Source organism: Paenibacillus sp. ACRRY, assembly GCF_022346995.1.
GTDB lineage: Bacteria > Bacillota > Bacilli > Paenibacillales > Paenibacillaceae > Paenibacillus.
This window is the reverse complement of record NZ_JAKRNM010000001.1, coordinates 689,315-715,682: the sequence shown is the minus strand read 5'-3', so window position 1 is coordinate 715,682 and position 26,368 is coordinate 689,315. Positions and strand designations below refer to the sequence as shown.

Here is a 26,368-nt window from a genome sequence, read left to right as displayed (position 1 = left end):
GAAGAACGTGATGAGCAGACTGCACCTCTGGAAAGCTGCATCAAAAACACAATGAAAAGCTGCTCTGAATCATTAGAGCAGCTCTTCTGTTTGCATCTTTATTTATTTTCTCATAACGGATACGTAGCCCCAAGCAACAGCCGTTCGACCATCTCTAGCAAACTCCAGACTTATTCAATTGAATGGGTCCAATAAGTCCACTTGGTTCCTGTTGGGCAAAAGATGACAAGAAATCTCGCTGATCTTTTACCAACGTATTTGTAACTTCAATAACTAGTTTATTCTCCCCTTTCTTTAACTCCCCATTGATTTCGAATCGATAAGGTGGACAGATCCGAACGCCAATATGCTCACCGTTTAACCACACTTCTGCCGTTTCGTACACCTCGCCCAGATCTATAATTGCTTGGTTAACGAATTCCTTCCATTCAAATTGTGTTTCATAACGAAACGTTCCGGAAAAATGTGGCAGATAATCGGGCGAACTCATATTGGTTAACGTCCTTAATTGGCCCCACTCCACAAAATGAGGATACTGTTCAGCGTCCGCCGTTGACACTGTCCACTTGGCTTGTAGATCCATGGTTTGGTTGAACTCTATATCTACTGAACCTATCACATGACTACCCAAGTGATCTCCATAAAGCAGAACGATGGATTCATAAGGATACAGCGTCAGCGGCACCGACCTCGGATGAGTGTCTGACGTAGTCAAGTGGCTCAAGCGATTCCGAAAAGCATCATAGGCATAGATCTCGCCTTTTACAGGTAAAACAACCTCTGTACGTATCGTGTCATGCGGACTCTCATTGAAGAACATAAATACATCCAAATCAGGATGAACATAGTGATAATGCCGCAGATAAGGTTCATGCGAACACAACTGAATATCGAAATATCCATTGCTAATCAGATCCTGAGACACCTTGTTCAGCGCTACCTTCTTAACGTTCCTATGACTCGCAAGACAGGAGATCTCACCAGCAACTTCAATGCCTTCGCTGGAACGTGTGGGCAGTCCGTCAATAAAATATATGGCCAGCCCCTGTTCAGTAAACTGAACTAAACGCCGCAGAAGCGCCGCAGGAAGCGCATCCGCATTAGGCAGAATCAGGCATGCATAATCTTCCAGATGCACATGCAGTCTGCCATCCCTCACACTCGCTCCGTCCAGAAGAACATCGATCGGAAGAATATCGCAGTCAATCTGATGCTGCATCAACTCCCTGACGGGCTCCTGAAAATACATGGCTTCCCCTGACCACTCGGCTTCAGCGTGATAAACAACACCTGCAGTTGCCACGTGCCTTCCACCAGAAATTAAGTGACTAATTCGGTTCATATATTGATTTAGATGTTTGTAGTATCGATACTGCGGATTTTTACCGCCTGCATACATATGCGGTGGGCAATCCGGATCCAGGAAGGGTTTCTGTGTAAAAGCATGCGGGACGAAGTAGTTAACTCCGCGCACCAGCATATGGTCGGTAAGCCACTTCATCAGCTTCAAGCCTTCCGTCCAGCCGTAGGCCCCGTACAATTCGCACATGGTCCGGCCTTGTTTTTTCGGATCAATGTGTCCGAGCGATACGGCCAGCTTCGCCAGGCCATAGTGGAAGAACAGACTGTCCGTCTCTCCTGAAGTGGTACGGAAACTCAATTGGTCGAAGCCGGGTACAATCTGCCATAACACCACATCAAGACCCGACATGTCCTGTCCCCAGAGCGAGCGGAAGAAGTGTCCCGCACCGGGTCCAAGCCTAGCATGAACATTGTTGTCTTCGAGTACATGTCCGATATACTCAACTCCGCGAGCTCGGCACCAATCCCCGATTTGGCTACAGAAGTTGTCTGCGTAGAGCTTGCTAACGATATTCATATAAGTGTATCGCACAGTATTTGATCGTTCTCCCCCATTCTCCCAGAGAAGATAAAGATCCTTACGATAGTCCTCACCGAGGGCCTGCTCCATCAAAGTCGGCATTTCAAGGCTCCAGGGAAGCGACACCCCTCGTTTGCCAGGTCTCGAATTGAAGTCGAAGGTGGTGGGGTCATTATAAAATCCAGGTTCGTCCGAAAAGAAACCCGCAAAGGTCTTACCGAAATCTGCCTGATATCGTTGATAAACCTTCTCATAAACTGTATCGATCAGAATCCGTACCGAAGCTCTATCCAGTGGGTTCAGGTAATCTTCCTGCGCCTTGCTGCCGCCCTCCTTATTGGCAGAAATTATAAATACGCGCCAGTATCCTTCGGGAATGTCCCAATACAGAATACCGTCCCGCACATGTTCAGTGATGTCGACGCAGTCGCTTAGTAATGTTCCATTGGACGGATCCCGGCGGACTGCAACAGCGGAAACCAGTTGATTTTTCCCTTTTGCATGTTGACGATCCGATATCGTAGGCCGAAGCCCAGTCATCAGCAATGTATCCAGCAAAAAAGAGGCACCTATTGCTGGGCCCAGGGTATCTATATAACGCTCACCTAGAAACAAGCGGTGAAGCTCTTCCGGAGCTTCCTGTATTTGGCCTGCCGCATGCCCCGTTGGAAAATGATCGTCATCCAGCAGCCATACCTTCATCCCGCGTTTACGGGCTTCATCCATAATAATGTCCATGTCTGTCCACCATTTTGGTCCCAGAAAATCAGGATGCGGCCGAGCTTCAACACACACAGCACCGATGCCTGCCTCATCCACACGGGCCATCTCTTCCCGGATTACCTGCTCCTCTTCTCCATGCTGCCACAGAAATGGTAGGATATAATTATGTTCCTCACCCTTGAGCACTTCCATTAACCGATTTGTCATGATTCCCTCCTGGTCCGGCTTCTATTTCAATCCGTAGATTCGTACACTGCATGTCAGATCCATATTAAAATTCGCCCGCCTTCAACAGAATGCGGGCGAATATCTTCGTTAACTCATTATTTCTGGACCTTGGCGTACCACTCTCTTGCGCGTTTGGTCACTTCTTCCCCGCCTGATGTATTCCATTTATCTACAAACTCATCAAACTTGCTAATCGGGTACTGTCCCAGAATGATTTTCGTGGCGTATTCCACATATAGCGTTCGATTATTAATATCAGGGAAGCTGTCGTACACGCTGGCTGGCATACCGTCACCGGCAATGACTTTCGCGTATTTCTGGGCTTCCTGCATATTACGGGTCACCTGGTCGATCGCCCATTGACTATCTTCTGATGACGTACTGTTAAAGAGGTCTATCGTAAAATCAAGTGTCGCCAAAGTCGAATATGGATTCAAAAGTTGATTTTCCTGACTGCTCTTGTCATCGGGAAGCTTTACGGCTTTGCCGTCCTTCATCTCATAGTGCATGCCTTCTACGCCCAGGAACAGATCCTTCCAGTTCTTTTTGTCATATATATTGTTCAGCAGCTTCAGGGTGGCCATCAGCTTGTTCTCATCCTTGTTGTTCTTGATGACCCACTGCGGAGGTGCGAATCTCTTCATTGTGTAGAAACCTTGATATCCTTCGACTTTCGGTACAGGAAGCACGGTAAAGTTAGCCTTCACGCCAGTGTTCTTCTCCAGGTTCTCCAAAATCATATTGCCATGCTCGACCCAGTGAAAATAGTTTCCTACCTTGTCAGATTGAATTTTTCCATCCCACTTATCCTTCGTGTTCAGAAGGGACTCCTTGTCGATTAGCCCTTCCTTATACAGCTTGGCCGCGAATTCCAGAGCTGCCCTCATATTCGGAGTCACTGCAGAATAAGTCAGCTCTCCGTCGTATATATCCCATTCCGGATAGCCTTCGAACATCGCTACCCCGTACATGGCAAACAAGTGGTCCATCCACCGGGCCTGCTCCCTGCCCCCGGTAGGAAGCTCATCCTTCTGGCCGTTGCCGTTAGGGTCATTATCCCGAAATGCTTCGAGTACCTTAACATATTCATCCTGAGTCTTCGGCATCGTCAGACCCAGTTGATCGAGCCAATCCTGCCGGATCATGCTCGCGTATCTTCCGTATTCCACAACCCCTGGAATGTAGTAAATTCTTCCCTGACCTGTTGGATCATTTGCCTTAACTACATCCCACATCTCCTGCGGGATGGCTTCCCATACATTTGGCGCATATTTGGGCAGCAGGTCGGTCAGGTCGGCAATGGCACCATTTTTAGCCAAGCTGTCTTCAATGCCCTGCTGAGGTATGAACAAGTCAGGCATTTCATTGGCAGCGATTTTCAGGTTCAGCTGGTTCAGATAGTTGGTGCCTCCGTTCCATTCCACATACGGATGAATCACACCCACACCAAGCTTTTCCTTATAAAACTCATACAACTGGCTGCCCTTGGTAATCGGTTTATAACCGATGTTCGTTCCCCATACTTCGATATCGACTGTTCCATCCTCATTGGCCGAAGTCTGGCTAGAAGCGGAAGAATCACCCGTGGAGCTTGAACTACAGGCGGTAATCGTGGTTATCGCCAGAACGCCTGCAGCCATCATTAAACCCATCTTTTTCAGAATCATAGCTAATCCCCTTTCAATCATTGTTATTCTTGTAGATTCTTCTGTTCATTAATAAAACGAGATCAGCCCTTCACAGAGCCCAGCATGGCTCCTTTGACAAAATACTTTTGCAGGAAGGGATACACAATGATGATCGGAATGATCGCAAAAATGACAGTTGCTGCCCTCAATGTCCGTTCATTGTAATTCAGGTCCACCGTTGAAGCAGCGCCTGCCATCATCACGCTATCGTCGGTGATAAACTGCCTGATCTTGATCTGCAGCGGAAACCAGTTGGTATCCTGCAGAAAAAATAACGGATGCTGAAACTGATTCCACAGTACCACACCATAAAATAAGGCAAGTGTTGCCATTACAGCTTTGGACAAAGGAAGAACGAAATGGAACAGCATTCGGAAATAGCCACAGCCTTCAAGAAAGGCTGCTTCCTCCAGCTCTTTCGGAAATTGTTTGAAGAAGGTTCTCATGATGATCAAATTAAATGGATTCAGAATATGCGGCAAGATCAGGACCAGTGGATTATCATAGAGTCCAATACTGCGGACCGTCAGGAAATACGGTACGATCGGTGCTTTGAAGATCATTGCAATCACCACGCATACCATAATCACGGCGCCCCATCGAAACTCTGACTTCGACAGTGGATACGCGAACAAGGCCGTCATCAGTAGAGCTAGTACCGTTCCAATCACGGTCGTACCTACTGTCAGAAAGAAGGACCTCCACAGATCGGGACGATCAATGATGTATTTCCATGAATCTAGCGTAAATTCCTTTGGCCATAGCGTCACCAGGTTCATATCCACGACGCTTTTGGAACTAAATGAAGTGGAAATTACGGACAGTAACGGAATAATGGCCGCAATGGAAAACAGGATGAGAAAAATGGTAACCCCGGTAACAAATGCTCGCTCTCCTCTCGCTTCAACCATTTTTACCAAAGCCCCCCATCCGACACTTTTTTGGACAATTTATTAAATACAAACACCAGGATAAAGCCAATGACCGATTGAAATAACCCGACCGCTGTCGCAAAACTATACTGCCCTTGCTGAATACCGGTCCGGAACACGTACGTATCCAAAATATCTCCCACACTGTACGTCATTGGGGTGAGCATATTAAATACCTGATCAAATCCGAGATCCAGGAAGTTACCGATTTCGAGCAGGAAAAGCACAAGCACGGTTGGTAAGAGCAGCGGGAACGTAATATGGCGAATTTGACTTAGTTTGGATGCCCCATCGATCATTGCTGATTCGTAGAGTTGCGGGTCAATCGCGCTAATGGCTGCCATATACACCACAGTTCCCCACCCGGCGTCTCTCCAGATGGACGAGATTGCATAGATGGGTCTGAAATAGTCACTTTCCTGCATGGCCAGCACAGGATCCAGACCAAACCATCCGATAACGATATTGAACAATCCGCTTAATGAAAAGAAATCGAACAATATTCCGCCCACGATAACCCATGATAAAAAATGAGGGATATACAGTGCCGTTTGGATTCCTTTTTTTAATGCCGATTTACGAATCTCGTTAATCATCAGAGCCAGTAATACAGGCACCGGAAAAACCAACACAAGTTTCAAAAATCCGAGCATTAGCGTATTTCCAAATACCCTTGCAAAATCGGGATGTTCGATTAAAGTTTTAAAATGTTTGAGTCCTACCCACGGACTGTCACCGAACCCTTGAAATACCGAGTAATCCTTGAACGCAATGATTGCACCGCCCAGCGGGACAAATTTAAACACAATGAGAAAAACGATACCCGGAATAGCCATCACGTATAGTGGCCAATACACTTTCATTCGTTGAAACGCAAAAACCTTCAACTTATCCCCCCCAGTATTCTCTAATGAATCCGCTTACAAGGTAACTATACAGCCAGAATAATCCTCACTCAATTAGGCATTTTTAAGTTAAAACAAGTGATTTTTAAGAAAAAGAATGCCACTTCGTTATGAAGTGGCGTCCCTTGATTTTTATTGTTTTGCAAGACTTTTCCGATATTCCCTTGGTTTGAATCCAGTCCATTTTTCGAACATGCGTGCAAAATGCTGCGCATCCGAATAACCTACCTTATGGCAGATTTCATACACTTTCATATCTGTCTGTTCAAGCAATTCCTTCGCTTTGCTGATCCGTATGTGGGTCAAAAAATTCAAATATGTTTCACCTGTCTTTTGTTTGAAATATTGGCTTAGGTAATATGGGTTCATATAAAAGCGAGCAGCTAATTCGGCCAGGCTGATAGGTTCATCATAATGGTCTGTGACATATTCCTTGATCTCTGAAATCATGTCCTTTTTCTTGGGAGTACGTTGTTCCAGCAAAAATCCAATGATTCCACCAATGACTTCCACCATCCATTGTTCCAGAGACGCTAGCGTCTTAAACCGCGAAATACCTTCCAAAGATAACAGCTGACGACTTAATAACCTGTTCTGCTGAAGCTGCTGAAAAGATACTTTCCGAATGCTCAGCAAAAGGATGTTTAAGCATTGCAGCTGGAGATCTGCCGGACTGAAACCTGAGTCAGCTTCTATTTTTCTGAAGATCCGATGGATCATATCCACGCTTTCCCTTTCATCCATGTTATCAATGGCAGCCTCCAGGTCTGCGATCATCTCCTCTGTAACCAGCTCGCTTTTCCCTGTCAGATTCATGATCTGGGTAAACGAAATGATGGGCTCTGCTCCCTTGATGACTTGATAGCTGAGGGCATTTCGCGCCTCCTCAAAGGATTGGCTAACACCACCAGGCCGATTCTGAACGCTGCCGATGCCAATCACGCTGGAGACGTTCAGTTGTCTGAACAGAACCTCATGAAGGCGCTGTGTCGTGTTAACCATATCTCTGCTCTCCAAAGCTTCATCGTGCATCACAATCACCGCAATTTGTGCACCTGAATAGCGAAAACGATACACATTACTGTACTGTCTGAATACCAGATCAATCTGCCTAAATACAGGATCAAAACCGAGCTCCTTTAGACGATCTGCCTTACTGCGGATTTCAATCAGGATACACGTAAATTGTGTACCCTGCTTAGGCATGCATCCGATCCTTTGCAGCTCCTCTGCAATTTCGGTATGGTCGTTACCCATATCCAGAATATCTCGCAAGCCATCTTCCTGGATGCGTTGATATGATGCCAGTTTTAATGCATCCATTTCCTGGACTTTGCTTCGCTCTATGCGAATTGTATCCATGACCTGACACACACAGTCACGCAATTCCTGTTCTTCAACCGGCTTATTGATGTAAAAATTCACACCAAGCTGCATGCCTTTCCGGGCATATTCAAAGTCCGCATATCCGCTTAGCAAAATGAATTTGCTCTGAATGTCGACCTCTTTGAGCATTTGAATCATTTCCAGTCCACCAACCTGCGGCATTCGAATATCGGTAATAACGATGTCCGGCTGCCATTTTTGAATCAGCTCGAAGCCTTCACGCCCATTGTAAGCTGTTCCGACCACTTCACATTCCGGAATATAGCGATCTATCATCTTTTTGAGTCCTTCCAATATCCCTTTTTCGTCATCTACCAAAATCAATTTCATTTCTCTCACCTTCCTTTTTCGCATCGAAACTTATATGCTTAATCTTGCCTATGCCGGGAATCCGAATTTCGATGGTCGTGCCATTCTCGATACCAGATAGCACCTTAATGTAATATGAATCTCCATAATGGAGCTTAATTCGTTCTGCAATATTGGTCAGGCCCAGGCCGTTCTCTCCAAGGTCATCTTGGTTTTCCAGACTGTATCGGTTTGAAGCCGCCTGTTCCAACAATGAATTCAGTTCCGTCCATTTCTCCGGCGGCATTCCGGTTCCATTGTCCGAAATTCGGATCAGAATCTCTCCGTTTTCCGTCCAGCTCCCCTCGATTTTAATAATTAAGGTCTGGCTGTAGCCTGCAAAACCATGATGGATGCTATTTTCCACAATAGGCTGAAATACCAACGGTATGATGCTGCAATCTAGCATCTCATCCGGCATATTGACGGACAATGTGAACATATCATCGAACCGGATGTTTTGAAGCTGCAGATAGTTCGCTGTGTACTCCAGCTCATGCTTAATCGAATGATGCCTTCCTTCTTTCCCAAGCGTTAACCGGAACATTCGAGCCAGAATTTTAATCATCCCTGCCGTATCCTCGTCATCTTTTACCAATGCCTTCATCCGAATGGATTCCAAGGTATTGTATAGCATATGGGGGTTAATCTGATGTTGAAGAGCGAGGAACTTGGCCTGCCGCTGCTTGATTTCTGCCACATATACCTCTTCTATTAACGTTCTGATCGTAATAATCATTTTGTTATAGCTGTATACCAGACTTCCAATTTCATCACTGGTCTGTTCTTTCTCTATGGGAAGATATTGACCTACCTCAGCCTGCTTCATGCTTCTTCGAAGTGCCTTGATGGGTCTTGTAATTGTATAACTGAGCCACAGCGAGATCAGGAAAATAATCAGGCAACTTGTCGTGATCACGATCAAGGTCAGGCCTTTCATCTGATTGATTTTCTGCAGCAATTTGGAGCGGGGAATCTCGGTTTTGATAAATAATTCCCCTTGGGCCGTGTGTTCCGATAGAATAATCCGCTCTTCATTTGCGCTGTCTCCCGTAAGCTCGAATCCGGAATGGAGCACCTGCTCCCAAGTAATTCGGCCACTTGCAGCTTCGGAATGATAAACAATCTCTCTACGATCATTGCTTATAATCACGCTAATGCCATATTTATCACGAGCCTGCAGAAACTCATGCTCAAGCTGAAGCAGCGTAAAGGGATCGAGATCGATGAGAAGCATGCCGGCATATGCTCCTTTTGAATTAAACAGTACTCTTCCCACGGTCACAACGGCTCCAGCACCCTTATCCTCGTAATAGGAACGATCATGCAGACCGCTAATAAAAAAGGTTTGATCCGAAGTGCGAAGCTGATTGTACCAATTTTGGGACAGCAGTCTGCTCTCATCAACTCTGCTGGTTGTAGTCGTGTATTGGTACACGCTGTTGTCGCGACTGATCAGCATTACGGTACCAATTTCGGATTTGAGCAGTGACACCCTCATGAGTAGCTGCTGTACGGCGACCCGTTGATTAACCTCCTCGTTCATGGGTATGCTTGACCCTTCTCCGAGTCTGTAGATCAATTCGTTTTCCACTAATACTGACTTCGTAATCTTGTCATATTCCTTGATAAATTCATTCAAAGAGGACTTGATCTGGGATGTATACAAGGAGGCAAATTCCTGTGAGGATTCTTCCAGCCCTTTGGCTGATTGTTTAAAAATGAATACGCTTACAATTAATAGTGGAATGATGCAGGCAAGAAGGTAACTCAACATCAATTTGTTTTGAAACCTCAACTTTTTTATCATGGGCATCCCTTCCTTTGGTGCTCATCTCATCTTTTTTAAATCTATCGCCTGTCTTTAATTGCGTTAACTTTAACGCTCATCCGCCTATCTTGTAAAGGGATTTTTGGTGGCTTCAAGCTTAGTTTACAGCAGAATGAGGCCTTGGATCATGCTCCACATGTACTGTCTTAAAAATGACTATGTATTTTCTTAAAAACAACCTGTTGATAGTGGAAAGGGAACCTCCTTTTTCCGGGAAACTGCCTTTACTTTACTGTACACTCACACGAGTCTATGGTAGGTTTAGGCAAGCATTTGGCACGAATGTTATATGGTTTGTGTTGTCATTTAGTACATAATAAAAATGTACGATTGATTCTATTCAGCCATGAATAGAGCGTTTATTAGCTTCCCAAAGTGAATGTAAAGCTTTGACCAGTAAAGTACAATTAGACGAGATAGAGCAAGGTCATGTATGGTGATTACACAACAACAAATTCTGAGGAGTAATTTTACATTATGATCAATCGATTCATCAGCTTATTTTCTATTCCTTCGTATGCATTACTCTTTATGTGTATGGCATTACAGGGAATGGGCATTTCGCTCAGCACCCCCTTTTTATCTATTTATTTCACGGAACAGCTTGGCGTATCTATTGGAATGTTTGGTCTTTATCTAGCCGTTACATTAATTGCAGGAATATGGATCAGTACGCTAATCGGGAGACGTTCTGACCTCGGCTTAAATCGGAAGAGCGTATATCTTTTCTCTACTCTCTCTAATGTCCTGGCCTTTAGTGGATACTTATTCATTCAAGATTTTCCGATTTTGTTCATTTACATGACTGTGTTTACTGCCCTTGGTGCACCAGGAATGCCCCAGTTGTTCGCTATTTCTAGAGAAGCAGTGATAAAGAGTCATTTTACTGAGCGTGCGTTTGCTAATTCTACCTTGCGTTCTGCTTTCTCTCTCGGCTTTATTACAGGTCCTTTAATCGGCACTCTATTACTCGCTGCTATTGGATTTAAGGGGATTTTTTTGGGTACAATCGGAGCTTTCCTGCTCGTTGCTCTGCTTGTTTTCCTGTTTCTCAAATCAAGCACTGAAATGAAGAGCAGTAATGCTGAAGGGAATATAAAAAGTTTCCGGCTGGCTCAAAACCGAGATATCTTAATTCCTTTTCTAATTCTGATACTCATGTATACGGCTCATTGGATGAGCAGCATCAACACGGCTCTTTTTATTACAAACAATCTTGGGGGAACGACAAGCCATGTCGGTTTAGTCAGCAGTATATGTGCTGCGCTGGAAATTCCTTTTATGATTGTACTCGGTCTACTTAGTGCAAAGTATAGTAACCGAATCTTGGTGTTTTGCGGGGCTATTTTCGGAGGAGCTTATTATTTCGTTATCCTTATTTCGAACGCGATGTGGCAAATGCTTGCAGCACAAGTTTTGCTCGCTGTTTTTGTCGCCGTCATTTCTGCGATTGGAATTAGCTACATTCAGGACCTGCTGCCTAATATGCCAGGATATGCTTCCACACTCTATTCGAATTCATCCACAATCGGCAGGCTGATTGGTAGTCTTGTTGGTGGTGGAGTAGCCAGCATTGTGGGTTACCGATACTCATTTATCTTCTGCTTGATACTTATCATTGTTGCTGTAATTATGCTTGTGGTAAGTGGACGACAGCCTGTAGATGAACCGCAAATTTCAACTTAACTACCAGCACAATAGTCGAACAAAAGCAGCCGATCATTGATTAGCTGCTCTTGTTCGACTTTTGAATTATCATTTCCTGTCAGTTTAATTAATAATTTCCGATTTGATATCATTTTGATTTAAAAATTTCATTAAATCGTTACTCAGCAGAACAATCTCATTGTTAGCATTATTCGCATAATCCGGCAACATCATATCCCTAACCATATTCGTTCGTAGCCATGTCATAAAGAAAAGATCCAAAATTAAGTTTGGAAAATGAAGCACCATTTTGAGTATTGGTGGATCTATTGAAACGCCAGCTTTTTGTATTGCCCTAAGATACGCTTTTAAAGTGACCGTTATTTTGCGTGCCGTCCTTCTGGTTCTGGCTGTTTTTTTGTCCATTATCTTATTCTCGGATTGTAAAACGCTCAACATGGCAATGTCAGATACGGAATGTGTGATTAGATACGACTGCATATCCTTTTTAATAACGTAAGGAAGCTTTGCTATTTTAAATATTTTTGCGAGGTTTTCTATGCGTTCTGTCACTGCACCATTAATTTCTCCAAATGCTGTTGCCGCTATAATCTTTGGTAGAAATCGAGCATGCAATACTCCATCCTTAATCTGTCCGCCGAAGCCAGGAAAAGCTGGTAAAAGTCTATCCCCCACGATATCCAGCCACGAAGAAAATCCCATTGAATTACTACTCATCGTAACTACATTTTTGCTTTGATTATCTTTTAGCGCTAACAATGCTGATTCGGACCGATCATAACGAACGGTAACGAAAATGAAATCGTATATATCATCATTTTCGAGCGTATCAATGACATTCACTTGTATCGATCTAACTGTACCTTTGTCCTCATACTGCAGGCCATTTTCTCTTAATGATTTATATTTATTAGAACGTGCAAACAGGGTAACGTCAAAACCCGCTTCCATAAGCTTAATTGCGTACATGCACCCGATGACACCTGCACCAAAAATTAAAATTCGATCTTGTTTTGTTGACATTAAAAACACTCCTACTTCTTAACATTTCTTTTTGATTATCCGACAACATGTTGTATGATGTGATTATAAATTTTCATTATTCATTGATCAACCATCAGTTTTTTATGATTTGTTGGATGATATTCTCATTCGCTAGTAGGAGGAAAACATGAAAAAGCAACCCCAAATAACGGAGAAAACAAGACAAACATTTGTTGAAGTTTTTTGTGAGTTATACAGCCAAAAACCAATTGAGAAAATTTCAGTTCAGGAAATTGCGAATAAATCAGGATATAACCGCAGCACCTTCTATCAATACTTTACTGACATTTATGAATTGCTAGATTATGTTGAAAATGAGTTGTTAAACGAAATCAGAAAAGAGTTGGCGAATAAAGAGCTATCGACGCATACGTTTCAAGATACGCTCTTTTGTCTGGACAATAGAGAACATCTCCTGGTTCTTAATGCCCTTTTGGGTGATTATGGAAGTGCACGTTTTTTAAAACGTTTAAAAAAAGAAATCACTTTGAACCAATTGGAACTAAACGTTCCACAAAACCATGCCTTAACGCCATACTTAATTGAGTTTTACCTGACAACTTCCCTTTCTTTATTTCGTCTTTGGCTCCAGCGTCAAAAGGATTTATCGTCAGAAGAATTTTTCAAGTTAGTAGAGAACCTATATTCAAGAGGGATTACGCCCTATATTAAAGAATAACCCACTCTTACGGTTCCGCATTCTGTAAATACACACTCCTCCAAGTTTCTTCCAAGAAACTTGCCTCTATTTGTGCTACGGTTCTCCGCGTTGTCTTAACGGCAAGTCGCCCATGGCTTCAAACTTCCCAATTCGGTATTTCCCAATCTATATTGTGAAGCCCTCTACTCTAATTAATTTTTCCGTCCACCGTTTCTGGCTGCCCCATGATTACAGCAAGATTTGAAAAGTGTATTTTTAGCCCTCGTGTTATTTTGAGATCATTCATAATAATTGCAACAGAACGGAGGGCGTGGCTAATATGCTGAATCAATCGGCAGTTTTTTGATAGGTGCATATATGTGGAAGGCAGATTGAAAATTATGAATATCATCAAAAGTTTGAATGAGCTCGATATGTGAATCCTCCGTTTCCTGCCTAGAAATTTTTAAAAATCTGGCGTAATCAGTTTTAAGGACATCTCCTATTTCAAGGAGATCACCAAAATACTTGAATTTGGCACAGAAGAGCTGTGGTACGTCAATAGTAAAATAAAAAGGTTTATTGATCTGAATGTCATACGGAATTCCAAACAGAACTTTAAAGCGGGTTGAATTAGGTTGGCAATTGGAATAGATGACATAACATGGACCACTTATTGTTTTATCAATGCTGTGCAACAGTTTGTCAGCGTGAGAGCGAATCTTTGCCTTGTAATCATCATCAGCCAGATCAACTTCAAAAGCTATGCCGGTTACCCTTATGGTATCAAAGTCTGTTAGGGTGAAGTCAGTGACAATATCACCATTGATGTTTTTAACGGGTCTTCTGACCACTGATGGCATGGGTATTTGAGGAATGCTCATGTTTTGTACTCTTAGAGCGCTCGGGGCTATTCCGTATTGGCGTTTAAAAGCACGAGTAAATGATGATTGGGCTCCAAAGTTCAGCAGGTAAGAAATATCTGTAAGTGATAGTTGATCGGATTCAATGAATTGTAGTGAAGCATTCAATCTTCTGGATAAGATGTAATTGTTTAAGGAAGAACCTGTTATCGCAGAGAATAGTCTGTGAAAGTAATATTTCGACATGTTGACTGTATCAGCTACAGACTCTAATGATAAGGGCTGATCTAAATTGTTTTCAATATGGAGTAGAGCACTCTCTATGACTGCGTAATGGTCCATAATAACCTCCAATCCATTTTTCGGAGTAACGCTGCAATATAAATCTAAACAGTAAGTAACTTAAGGAGGTAGGGTAATGACGCAAGACAGAAGGAATGGGATTTTAATCGGCATTTTTTATATTGTAGCTGCAGTCACTTCAGTCATCGCTGTGATCTCATATGAGCCGGTATTATCTGAACAATGGTATTTGTCCGTAGCAAATGGTTTTAAAACACAGATCTTGCTTGGGGTATTTAACGATCTCATGCTCGTTTTAACTGCAGTTGGTACATCGGTCATGTTGTTCCCTTATCTTCGTCGTTGGAATGAACCGCTCGCATTAGGATATCTATGCTTTCGTTTCATGGAAGCTGTGCTTATTGCCGTAGGTGTGGTAAGTATTTTAGGTTTAGTACAGCTTAGTGTACATTATGAAGCAAACAGCTTAACAAGTGTAGAAAATCTTAACGAGATCGGTTACATGCTGCAAGCTTTTCATCGCTGGACGTCGATGTTAGGGCCCAATTTTATGCTGGGTATCAATACTGCACTCTATAGCTATTTGCTTTTTAGAACAGGTTTAGTTCCAAGAACGTTAGCACTGTTTGGTATAACTACTGCTGTACTTGTATTTATAGCAGGTCTATTAGAAATGTTCGGTATGATAGAACCTCTTTCTGCAGTAAAAGGAATGATTGCTCTTCCAGTTGGCATATATGAATTGAGTTTGTCTGTATGGTTGATTGTAAAGGGATTTGACAAGCGAAACCTCGAGAAACTAGAAGCGAATTAAGAGTTTTCATAATCTTACAACTCAGATAGATCAATAAATACGAAAAATTATCCAAAGAAGCTGTTCTATTATCAATGGCCTTGTCAGAAAGCTAAAAGTAGTGCTATAGCGAAAGATTTCCAGCATTCCTTTATTGATGATGTTCCCATCATGTTTAGAACATACAAGGTCTTTCATTAATGTGCTCACATTATCATCAGGTTCACATAGTTAAAAACGTTCATATTAAACATTTGCAAGGCATCATGCTGAAGCATTCCCTTAAAAGGAAACCGACCTTGTTCCTGCATATAACAGGACCAAGGTCGGTTTCTTTAATTACAGCTGCAAGAAAATTTTATACAGAACCTGAGCAGCTTCTGCTCTGGTTGTCGTTCCGCCAGGACTCAAGATGACATGGCTTCGCCCGTTTATGAAACCCATTTTAACCATTGAAGACATATCATCAACTGCGTACTTTGCTACCTTTGCCGCATCTGTGAATCTCTTGAGATCCTCAGTTGAAGGGGTCTGCTCAGTTTTGCCCACTGCCCGCAAAGCCCGCATGGTCAGCACAGCCAAATCTTGTCTAGCAATTTCCGTTTCCGGATAGAAGCTGCCGTTCGTGCCCAGAGCGATCCCGAGTGCTTTGGCGATTCCGATTTCCTCGTAATAGAGGTCTGTTTGCTTCATATCACTGAAGGTGGTGTTGAACTCTGCTTTGAGATCCAGTGTCCTTACCAACCAAGCTAGATACTCACCTCTTGTGACCTTTTGCCCGGGACTAAAGCTTGTTGCTGATGTCCCGTCGATGAATCCTTTGGACGCCATTGTTTCAACCGCTGGTGCGTACCATGAATCCTTGATGACATCATTGAAGAACTTCTTCGTATAAACAACTGCATACTGACCTGTGTTTGCCGCTGGAAAAACCATGGCTTGTAGTGCACTGTCATATTTGCCATTCAGTAGCTGAACAAATGTACTATTTGCAGCCACGTACGAAACTGTAAGGTATTTGGAATTGGCCAATTCTTCAACATCAGGTACATAAGGCAGTCTGATTTCTGCCGGTGCATTCAAGGTTGCCATTTCTTCTCCATCTAATTGAACAGCGAATGCAATAACAGGTCTGCTGGCTATCACAGATTTTACATCTGAATGAAGCTTTACCGTATCTAGCCGGCTCAGTGACAGTTCCACATATTTGGCCCCTGATACATACTTCAGCAAATTAGAAGGTACTGCAACGGCTCCAAATTCCGTATTAATCTCGATCTTGATGTTGGCATGCTCTGCGGTTAGGGCAGCCGCTGGAAGCTCAACCGCATAGGAATTGGCTCCCTCTGCTTTCGGTATGTCCACCATGAGCGTTTTAACATTACTGCTATTCGTCTTTGCATGCTCCAGAGCCTTATTAAGGTCTTCCTGCCGGATGGGTGCTCCTTTAGCTTTACCGGTTTTGGTATCCGTCTTTGGTGCCACAATCTTAATCCAATTCCCTTCGACTTTGATGTTTTCAGGAGCCGGTGAAGGTGTGGTCACTGACACAGGTGCATCCGTTGACGGCGGTGTTTCCGTAGGCTTCGGATTGATGACTGGATTGCTGATAACGACAGTAAGGGATTGGCTCGCATAATGAGTTGCCGTTTCTTTATATCTTACTTCGTAGATTCCGTTGCCAAGACCTGTAACCTCTGTGCCTGTGATCGCATTCCAGCTGCCAGCGTCCACTCCTACTTGCCGATATTCCATTACAGGACTTACACCAGTGATCTTACCATCCTTGGCCCCAGCCGCAGTAACATTTACAGCCTTGACCTCTGCACTGGACGGCGGACTTTGCTCCTGCTTGGCTCCGTCAGGCACAACGATCAGGATAGCAGGACTTGGATTGCTCAAATCCGTTCCGGCGTACCGGAGCTCGTAGCTGCCTGCCTCGAGGTCTTCAATGCTGGTTCCATTAACCGGCATGTAACCACCTTGTTCCGCCTTGCGGTACTCCATATCGACAGTCACATTTTCAATTCTGCCATCATTCCCGCCTGCCGCTGTAGGCGGTGTAATGACGAGTCCTTCCGCTGTTGGTGCCTCTCTGTCTGCCTTGGCTTCATTGCGAATGTCCACGGTTACCGGCGGACTTGCCTTTAGGCTGTCTGTGGCTGCATACCGGATCTGATAGCTGCCAGGCTCCAGATCGTTGATACTGGAACCTATAACAGGCGTGTAGTCCTCTTCGCCCAGCTTCCGGTATTCCATCCTATCATTCAAGCCCTCAATTATGCCTTTAATGTCGGTATCCGAATTGGCGTGTGAGATCACCCACCCACTTGCATCTGGTGCAGCCTGCTCCTGTGTCTGCCCTTCCGGAATAACGACTTCTTTATCTAGGCTGGCGCTCAGCGAACCGGTCTTCATATACCGGACATAATACTTACCGGCGGTGAGACCTGTGACCTCAATTCCTGCAATTGCAATATATTCATCTTCGCCTTCCTTCTTATACTCCATTTCTGTTGTCACACCAATCAGTTTGCCGTCATCTCCATCAGGAATGGACGGTGCCACACCGGCCGGTGTAACTGGAGCCTCACGATCAGGACTGGATATGGCCTGGTGAACTTCCCATTCCCATAGGCCTACACCGTTATCGCCTGCCCGCGATTGTTTGGTTAGGGTAACCCGCAGTGCCTTTACATTCAGCACCGAGTCAAACGTGTACGGATTGGAGGATTCCGCTGGAGTATGTTCAACCACGTTGATTCCCTCCGTAACCGTTCCCGCTGTTATCCATTCATCAGTTGCGCTATCCGCCGGGATGTAAGAATAAACGATTTGGGTAGGCGGCTTGATTCCGCCGGCATCTGACCACAGCACCAGATTCGAACTTCGGATAGATGCACCCTGCGGCCATTCATATTGCACCCACTCCTCTGCGCCTTCATGCCCCCAGGTACCCCAATGCGAAATGTTGTTGCCATCCTTCTTACCGTCGTTTACTGCAGCCAGACTCTCCCAAGGAGAGGTATAGCTGGAAGAAGCATTTGCTAGGAACGCCATATTGCCGTCTCTCGGACTGAGCAGACGCAAATCCGTCAGTAGCTTCTCAAGCGCCAGGGTAACTTCTTCGTCTGTGGCATTCGTATTCTTGATCACAGCAGACGCTTCTGTCTTCGCCGCTTCGATTGGCGCAAGCCCTGGATCTGCAAGATTCGAAGCAATTAATGTATTTACATAGTTATAGACCTTGATCAGTTCTGTCTTATCTACCGCTCCAGTATAACCGTATACCTTCCATTCCAGAATACCGCTCCCATTAACGGAAGGCTTCATGTCCATACGAACACCTGTAATATAGGCTGGCTCAAAAGTAGTTGTATTATATTTATTAAGTTCATTGCCCAATCCCTTTATGTCCCGCGGGGTATACCATTTCCCGTCTTCGCCGCGAAGCATAAGCTGCATATCCTTCGGACGGAAGTTCCCGCCGTTGTCTTGAAATACATACACATCCATGGATGAGGCCAGGAATGGCTGATCCCATTCATACGTCACCCATGCAGGATCTCCTTCTCTACCCCAGTTATGCCATGCACTGTTGGGGGCACCTCGGTTCGGTGAAAAATCTGCCGAGCTTTTAGGTTCAATGCCGTTATTCATCGCTTCCGGATAACCGTCGCCACCAGAGAAGCTAGCGGAAGCCTTGGCTGTCAGTGCCGCATTTTGCAGCTCAGTATTCACGACATGTACGGCAGCCCATACCTCCAAAGCAATACCATTGACCGTTCCTCTGGCTTCAAATTGGCCTACACTAGCATAGCTGCTGGGATCAATAGCATCCCAAGTGATTTCCTGCTCTAGATACCCTTCCTCTGACAAAATATAGATTTGTCTAGGAAGTTCTGGTTCAATATCCTTCTTAGTGACAACGCTGAGTGCCCGGTAAACGTCAACGGTATCTTCCTTGATTTCTATCGTTACATCCTTGCTGGACTTCTTATCTCCATCTGCCGCACTAAAGGTAAACATATAGGTGCCTGCCGTGCTTATACGCGCATAGGCTGCTGCTTTGTCACCATCCACAAAGGAAATGTCCGCTGAACCTTCAGGCTTTTGCTTGACGGCCCAAGTGTACTTCAACTGGGGTTCTTCTGCCTCGCTATGCACAGGGTCAGGAATGGCCTCTCCGGACAATACAACAATACTGTTATTGGTAACATCCTGAACCGCAGTCACTTGGCCAATTGCTGGAGGCTGTTTATCCGGCGGTGAAGCCAGCTCGAAGATGACTTGGCTGGAGCCAGTCAGTTGTCCATCACTTGCACTAAGCTTAACCGTATATGAGCCTGCTTTGGTACCCGTAGCCTGTGTAATGCTTGCTTTCGGATGAGTAAAGGTTAGCTTGCCGCCTTCCGGGGCGCTGACCACTTCCCATTGGTGTGACAGGGTCCCTTCAGGCGCGCCATCATCGGTTACAATCCCATTCAGCATAAATGGAATCAATGCCTGTGGATGTTGTGTCGCCTGCTCTACAGTAATTTGCGGAGATTCATTTTCGCCGCCGGCTGCCTTTTCAATGATCAATTCAGCACGCTGCACGCTACCCATCTGAAACATGGCAACGCCTTCATTGTTCTGAACATAGAACTGTCCGGCAGCTGCACCATTCAGCTTCATGGTATAGTATCCATTCTCCATCCCTGCTCCATCGAACAAAATCCGTGAAGTATGCTCTTTCCATGATGGATTCAGGAGCTGAAGAGTATAACCCTTACCATCTTTTTGAATTTGCGCGCTTTCTACTTTATCGCTTTCCAGCTCCAAATAGATTTTCTCATCGATCAGATTGATCCGTTTGCCGAAACCATCTTTCGGCGTAATGTTGTAGCTGTCTCCTTCGTCACTCACCAGCGCTCCATAACCGAACAGCCCAAATATCGGATCTGTAACAATATCAGAGCTGATGCTGAGAAGGGAACCATAGAGGCCTTCTTCCGATTCGCCTGAAAAATCATTCCAGCCGTTACTCATGACGCGTGAGCCGCCATCGTATACGTCCTTCGTACCTGTGCCTCCTTTATACATCGAATATCTCCAAGAGGTACTGCCAACTGAATTAGCCGAAATCTGTCCCATATTGACGGCATTAAAGTTCGAAATCTTCGCGGCATAATTTCGCTGCTGTGCAATGGCCTTCTGCTCCACCGATCTGCCATCATTCTCATACCTTAACCAGTCATTCATAATGTATCCTGCTAGAGACGCAGTATATTGGAAATTCCACCAGCCTTCACCGCCGCGGAAAACGGGCACGGAATAATGGAACCAGGTAGGCTGAATACCGCGCATGGCACGTGTTTTCCAATCGGCCATTTCCATACTTTTCTCAGCTGCACCTGTGAGTGCGTCTGCTGGATAGTAGGTGCGCAGAGCCTTCGCTGCTGCATAAGCCCCTTCTTCGCCAGTATTGTCATATTCAAATTCAGAGCCGTAAGGATAAGTGGCTCTAGTCATATTCCGTCCCTTATCGAGGGCGAACTTCTTCTGCAGATTGGCTGACTCGGTCTGCATCCCCTCTTCCTTCAGTGCTTCAATCATATCCGGAATTTGCTGCTCGCCATAGAATCCGATGGCCCCGGTGGAAACGCGTTTATAGTAGATGTTATAAGCTTTCTCCAGATAAAATTGAGGCGATTGCCGGTACTCGATCAGATTAGGATAAGCCTTCTGAATCCGGTACATGTTGAAAAATCCGGTAGCTTCCATGATTTCGGAGAACGTACGTGTATAAGGCTTATCTTTGTCGGTGTACGCTCCAGAATCTTTCAGCCAGTTCGCAACGATGTAGCTATCCTGAGTATTCTTCATGTATCGTTCCCACATGAAATCAATCAGGTATGTCTCGATAGAGCGAATTTCATCTGGACTTGGAGCCAGATAGTTCTTCATCGTCATGAAGTTGATGTTATCATGGCTCCAGTCATCTCCCCAATGGCTTGTATTGAGATCGATGCCGCTTGTAAGATACCAGTCGAAATAGTTACCATAAGTCGGACTTTCCGGATTCTTATCCTGTGTTTGCTGGACCATGAATTCGGAATGGGCATCCGAGATTGCATCCAGCTCGGCTAGAACATTGAATTCAAATTGAGTGAATTTATCCACCCATTCGTTGCCGTCCTTCAGCTTATATTCGATACGCACGCTGTTATTGCCGATCGAATCAAACTGAAGCGAATAGATGTGATGCTGTTCACCATTTACGATCTTGGTCTCCACAAACTCAACCGACTCATTGTAGCCAGGGTTCCCGTCAGGCAGTCCACGTCCGGCCCGCGAATTGTCAACCATTTCCTTTCTGCTCTTCCCAGGCTTGATATCCGGAATATGCGCTTCATCAAACGGATCATTCTCTGCCACATTTTGAATATCGATGGATTGTACATCAACGATACTGTCGTCATAGTGCAGGTCTAGCTTGACAGGCATATTGATTGCAGTCTGGAAGCCCGGCACCGCTACGGCATCAATCATGCCAGATTTATATAGGATGGACCGAAGATTGGCTTCACGGTCTTCCATCGAGGTCGAACTGTTATTTGGGCTTTGGGCACTTTCCTGCGGCGTGTTGTCTCCTCCACGGACTGCTGAGAATTTGAACTTATACGTCTTGGACTCATCCGGTCCCAGTACGAGGCTGGAAGCATCAGTGAAGTAACCGCGTCCCGTTTTCTGGATTTCTTTGGAGTGAATATAGAGCACGTTCAGCCCCGGATACCAGCCGCCACTATCTCCTGTCCAGTTTTTAAAGGTGTCTGCAGCACGTCGCTCTCCTGCTTCATGCATCCAATAATCCACATACTCGATTCGAGCGCCGCTTTCCGGCACCGGAGTGAAGAGCATAAAGTTTCCCTCACCACTGGTACGGATGGCATAAGAATATCCACTGTCAGCACCTGCAAAATTATGCACCGTCACACGGTCATCATAGGTATCGGATAAGGTCTGGTATTTGTTGTTCCAAGGCATCGGTAAGCCGATATCCCCGAATTCGATATACTGATTACTTTTGTTCTTCACCGTAATTTCCCAAAGCATTGAACCGTCATCGGTCTCCATATCAAAAACGGATTTCACATCGAAGCCCTTCATTACCCGCTGGTCTGTAGAATTTAGGTTCTGTCCAATAAAGTTGACTTCTACCTTCTTGCCGTCTGCTGATGCGGTCTTGTTCATATAGGGGTTATCCGGATTAATGGTCGAAACTTGTGTAGATCCCCCGGCAGCCAATGTTTTATTGGTATCAACTTCTACAAAACCGTCCCTGTTATCAGGGAACTGTCCGTTCGCACCCGTACGGTAAGAGAAGATCATTTCCCCCATCCATTGGTGCTGGGTACCATTCTGCGGCGATGTAGTGTTAGGCAGGACAAAATTGATTGGTTTCCCCTGTTTATTGGTAGGATTGTTGTTGATATAGAGCTCCTCAATCTGACCTAAGTCGCCGACTTTGGCCGACAGGCTGGCATTGGAGATACCGGTCTTTACAGCAGCCTTCGCGGCCCCAGGCAAAGCGCTAACCTGCAGCGGCAGACTTGAAAATGCCAGGAGCAGCGCGATCATAAGCGGCTTCCACTTCTTCGAAATCATTGTCATTATAACCTCCTGTATATATGTGATCATATCCATTAGGGGTTTACTTCTCTTAAACCGGTAAGTATAGTTTCTTCTACGAAATACCTTTGACCGATCCATCGAAAATGACGTTCATTCTTTCGTCTAAAGTAGAATATCTAAGTCGATTGTTAAGATAATCGAATCTTATAACCGTTACTCCACTTTCGTGGAGCTTACTTCGTGTAGACATACAGGGGCAGGATAATAATTTCCATTGGAATCATCATCACAACCAGCACGAGAGTGAAGATTAGGATGTAAACCTGAATCCGTTCAGAGTAAAAAACTGAACTTCGTAAGCGCTTTATTTTCTATGTTACTTGCTGTATCATAAAAAATAAATGCTCGATGCCAACATGAATTTTAAATATTTCAACCTGTTCGGAGGTGCCGGATTGGACTCGCCCATCCTTCATTTCATCACCCCGCCCATTCCCTATTTTATTGATTGCGGACGTGCCTGTTACGAAGCCGGTGAATATCACATTAGCCGCAGTGACATCGGTGTCTTTGATCTAATTGTCGTTACACGCGGTTCGCTTGCCATTAACGAGAACGGGACAGAATGGCTTCTGAACCAAGGAGAAGCACTGATCCTTAAGCCGGATGGACACCATTACGGCAGCGCAGCCTGTAAGGCGGAAACGGAAATGATCTGGATTCATTTTCAAACCTATGGCAGCTGGAGAGAGTCTGCCAACATGGACGAATGCCTCGCCAATCAAACCGAATTAATTGAGACACATAAGGTGAGCGCATATCTGAACCACTGTGATGTCTGTTCCATTTTCATTCCCAAACATTTGCACATTGCATCCAAAGACATGGAACTGCTGGAGCATTTCTCACAGCTTGATCAGGAGCCTCAGTCCATGCGCAATTGGAAACGACAGGCGACCTTCCAGCAATTTATGCAGCATCTGGACCTCGGGCTGTCTTCACTGTCCGACGTTGCTGCCATCCGGATTGCCGAGAAAGTTGAGCTCTACATCCGCCACAATTACCCGCTACCGATCTCCAATCCGATCCTGCAAAAGGAACTTAACTACCATCCAAACTATCTCGCACGCAGCATGCTGAAAGTGTATGGCATGACCCCCATGGAATATCTGCTGCATTACAGAATCGAACAGGCCAAAAAGCTGCTGCTGCAAACCGCCTGGTCTGTTGCTCGCATCGCCGAAGAGATCGGCTTCAATCATGTATCCTACTTCTCTTCCTGTTTCTCGAGAAAAGAGGGCATCTCTCCTTCCAACTTCCGCAGCAAGTTTACCAACTCAGATAAATAGACTGACTCAATCAGAACTGTTGCCGTGAAAAATATGAAGTGTCCGCTCACCAAAGATCGCGTTATCCTGCAGCGCGCATTCTGGGTCTATCGGGCGCTTTCCTTTTTGCCTACCTTTTTACAGCAGCACTAGTAGTCTTCTTCTTATTCGCTCTCCCGAATCCAAACGCTCATTTCTCCTTCATCCCGATTGGCCCAAGTGAAGTATGGAATGAACCGAAGCTCGGCAGGCTGTGTATCCCAGCGAACATCACTGCGATACAGATGTATTCCCCAGTCTTCATGGGATACTATGCGCTGCCCAATGGTTGTAAGTGCCGGAACCCCCAGAGGCATCCGTTCCTCGCTACCGATATGAAACTCGGCATCACGGGGCAGCTGAATGCGATGCAATCCTCGGCCATTGTCGACTTCTTCGAGACAGTACATAAACGGTCCCCGCTGGATGGCTACTTTTCCGAAAGTGGCTTTGATGTGATCATGCCCACTCATACGCAGCAACTCCATTGGGAAGTGAAGCTTGATCTCATCACCAGCTCTCCACGTACGGGTCACTTTTATGTAACCGCATTCAAAAATAAACCCTTCCTGTTCGGTCTTCTCCCCATTAATCCACAGCTCGGGAATCTTGCACCAGTCCGGCTTTCTCAGAGCTATCGTAAACTGCATTCCCTCTGGGGAATCGGGCCGAACGATCAGTTTCACATCTCCGGTGGAGGTATAGTCAGAGTCCATGGTTAGGGCTGCTCTCCTACCCTGAAGTGTGAATCCCCCTTCCCCTCCGATGTACAATTGCACATACAACGTAGCCTGTTCCACAACCGGGGTAAATACATATTGATCCAATGAGGCAATTAATCGCGCAATGTTCGGCGGACAGCAGGCACAACCAAACCACCCTTGCCGGCGTGTTCGCACGTGGGCATAATTAGGATTCACACGTTGAATCTCCGGATCGACTTCAAGCGGATTCACATAGAAGAAACGTTGACCATCCAGGGACATTCCACTAATCACCGTATTGTACAGGGCCCGCTCCATAACATCTGCGTACCGGCTATCCTGCTCCATCTGAAGCATGCGCTTCGCCCAAAAGATCAAGCCAATTGAGGCACAGGTCTCTGCGTAGGCCGTATCTCCCGGTAGATCATAATCGCCTGTAAATGCTTCTTCTTTGGCTGATGAACCAATGCTTCCCGTAATGTACATTCGCTTGCTTACGATGTTGCTCCATAACCGTTCACAGGCTTCTTTCAGCGGTATATCCTCCGTCTTCGCAGCTACATCTGCCATAGCCGCGCACATGTAAACCAGTCGAACCGCATGACCTTCTGCTGTCGACTGCTCCCTAATGGGCAGATGGGACTGGGAGTACGTGTGACGGTGAACCATGTCCAACTCGCCAAAATGTATGGTATGGCCCCTCTGCTCCCATTCTTCTACAAAAAAATGCGGACTCGCTCCCCGCTGATCCAGAAAATAACGGCTCAGTTCCAGATATTTCTCTTCCTTTGTCGTCTCATACAATTTGAAGAGTGCAAGTTCAATCTCCTGATGTCCATCATAACCTGGCAATTGTCCCGGCTCTGTACCAAACACGGTGCCTATATGATCCGCCAGGCGAATAACCACATCCAGCAGCTTGCGCTTGCCCGTGGCATGATAGTACGCCACACCAGCCTCAATCATATGTCCTGCACAATAGAGTTCATGACACTCGGCGAGGTTCGTCCAGCGCGCCCCAGGTTCACGCAGGGTAAAGTACGTGTTCAAATAACCATCGGCTTGCTGTGCCCGAGCTATGGTCACAATAACGGAATCCACGAGGACTTCCAGTTCCGGGTCGGGCTTCGCGGAGAGCAGATAAGATGCTGCTTCAATCCATTTCGCAACATCGCTATCCTGAAATACCATGCCAAAATGAACGCCCTCTTCATCCCCTGCAGCAATGCGGAAATTCCGAATAGCCCGGCTTGGTTCAGCTCCTTCGATACGGTCATTGAGCGCTTCCCATTGATAAGGAACAACCACGTTGCGGACAAGTTCAATATAATGCGACCAGAATGGATCATTGATTTTATGGCTATAACCTGATGTCTGCGGATGGTGCGGGACGTCTGGCTTTGTCATGTGAACCTCTCCTTGTTCTTTAATAAGCCTATTTTACAA

14 protein-coding genes are annotated in these 26,368 nt (G+C 45.3%); 4 read left to right on the top strand and 10 right to left on the bottom strand.

Annotation, left to right across the window (positions count from 1 at the left end):
* Positions 1–154: 154 nt before the first annotated feature.
* The 6 genes from MH144_RS03070 to MH144_RS03045 form a co-directional block, all read right to left on the bottom strand.
* Positions 155–2,812, bottom strand: a complete 2,658-nt coding sequence (locus MH144_RS03070; RefSeq protein WP_239297607.1) for a glycosylhydrolase-like jelly roll fold domain-containing protein — start codon at positions 2,810–2,812, stop codon at positions 155–157.
* Between the two features lie 116 nt (positions 2,813–2,928).
* Positions 2,929–4,500: a type 2 periplasmic-binding domain-containing protein gene (locus MH144_RS03065; protein ID WP_239297606.1), complete on the bottom strand. Its 1,572-nt coding sequence runs from the start codon at positions 4,498–4,500 to the stop codon at positions 2,929–2,931.
* A gap of 62 nt (positions 4,501–4,562) precedes the next feature.
* Positions 4,563–5,432 carry a carbohydrate ABC transporter permease gene (locus MH144_RS03060; RefSeq protein ID WP_239297605.1) on the bottom strand — a complete coding sequence of 290 codons (870 nt, stop codon included), beginning with the start codon at positions 5,430–5,432 and terminating at the stop codon, positions 4,563–4,565.
* Positions 5,433–5,434: 2 nt separating this feature from the next.
* A complete protein-coding gene (locus MH144_RS03055; protein ID WP_239297604.1) occupies positions 5,435–6,316 on the bottom strand; it encodes an ABC transporter permease in 882 nt (293 codons plus the stop codon).
* Positions 6,317–6,490: 174 nt separating this feature from the next.
* A complete protein-coding gene (locus tag MH144_RS03050; protein WP_239297603.1) occupies positions 6,491–8,074 on the bottom strand; it encodes a response regulator in 1,584 nt (527 codons plus the stop codon).
* Positions 8,052–9,902 carry a cache domain-containing sensor histidine kinase gene (locus tag MH144_RS03045; protein ID WP_239297602.1) on the bottom strand — a complete coding sequence of 617 codons (1,851 nt, stop codon included), beginning with the start codon at positions 9,900–9,902 and terminating at the stop codon, positions 8,052–8,054. Before MH144_RS03045 ends, MH144_RS03050 begins: the two co-directional genes overlap by 23 nt.
* A gap of 498 nt (positions 9,903–10,400) precedes the next feature.
* Here MH144_RS03045 and MH144_RS03040 point away from each other — a divergent pair, with 498 nt between their 5' ends.
* Positions 10,401–11,609, top strand: a complete 1,209-nt coding sequence (locus MH144_RS03040; RefSeq protein ID WP_239297601.1) for a sugar efflux transporter — start codon at positions 10,401–10,403, stop codon at positions 11,607–11,609.
* An 84-nt stretch (positions 11,610–11,693) separates the two neighbouring features.
* Here the strand turns inward: MH144_RS03040 and MH144_RS03035 are convergent, their stop codons facing one another.
* Complete coding sequence (locus MH144_RS03035; RefSeq protein WP_239297600.1) at positions 11,694–12,614, bottom strand: ketopantoate reductase family protein; 921 nt, start codon at positions 12,612–12,614, stop codon at positions 11,694–11,696.
* Between the two features lie 148 nt (positions 12,615–12,762).
* Here MH144_RS03035 and MH144_RS03030 point away from each other — a divergent pair, with 148 nt between their 5' ends.
* On the top strand, positions 12,763–13,314 hold the full coding sequence (locus MH144_RS03030) for a TetR/AcrR family transcriptional regulator (protein WP_239297599.1): 552 nt from the start codon (positions 12,763–12,765) through the stop codon (positions 13,312–13,314).
* Between the two features lie 296 nt (positions 13,315–13,610).
* On the opposite strand, the gene MH144_RS03025 is transcribed toward MH144_RS03030, so the two are convergent.
* Positions 13,611–14,480 (bottom strand): helix-turn-helix transcriptional regulator, encoded by an 870-nt coding sequence (locus tag MH144_RS03025; protein WP_239297598.1) that lies wholly within the window; start codon positions 14,478–14,480, stop codon positions 13,611–13,613.
* A 76-nt stretch (positions 14,481–14,556) separates the two neighbouring features.
* Between MH144_RS03025 and MH144_RS03020 the strand changes: the two genes are divergently transcribed.
* Positions 14,557–15,255: a DUF4386 domain-containing protein gene (locus MH144_RS03020; RefSeq protein ID WP_239297597.1), complete on the top strand. Its 699-nt coding sequence runs from the start codon at positions 14,557–14,559 to the stop codon at positions 15,253–15,255.
* Positions 15,256–15,573: 318 nt separating this feature from the next.
* Here MH144_RS03020 and MH144_RS03015 read toward each other — a convergent pair whose 3' ends face one another.
* A complete protein-coding gene (locus tag MH144_RS03015; RefSeq protein ID WP_239297596.1) occupies positions 15,574–22,890 on the bottom strand; it encodes a DUF5695 domain-containing protein in 7,317 nt (2,438 codons plus the stop codon).
* A 377-nt stretch (positions 22,891–23,267) separates the two neighbouring features.
* Between MH144_RS03015 and MH144_RS03010 the strand changes: the two genes are divergently transcribed.
* Positions 23,268–24,200 carry a response regulator transcription factor gene (locus MH144_RS03010; RefSeq protein WP_239297595.1) on the top strand — a complete coding sequence of 311 codons (933 nt, stop codon included), beginning with the start codon at positions 23,268–23,270 and terminating at the stop codon, positions 24,198–24,200.
* 143 nt (positions 24,201–24,343) lie between these two features.
* On the opposite strand, the gene MH144_RS03005 is transcribed toward MH144_RS03010, so the two are convergent.
* A complete protein-coding gene (locus MH144_RS03005) occupies positions 24,344–26,329 on the bottom strand; it encodes a glycoside hydrolase family 127 protein (protein ID WP_239297594.1) in 1,986 nt (661 codons plus the stop codon).
* Positions 26,330–26,368: the final 39 nt, after the last annotated feature.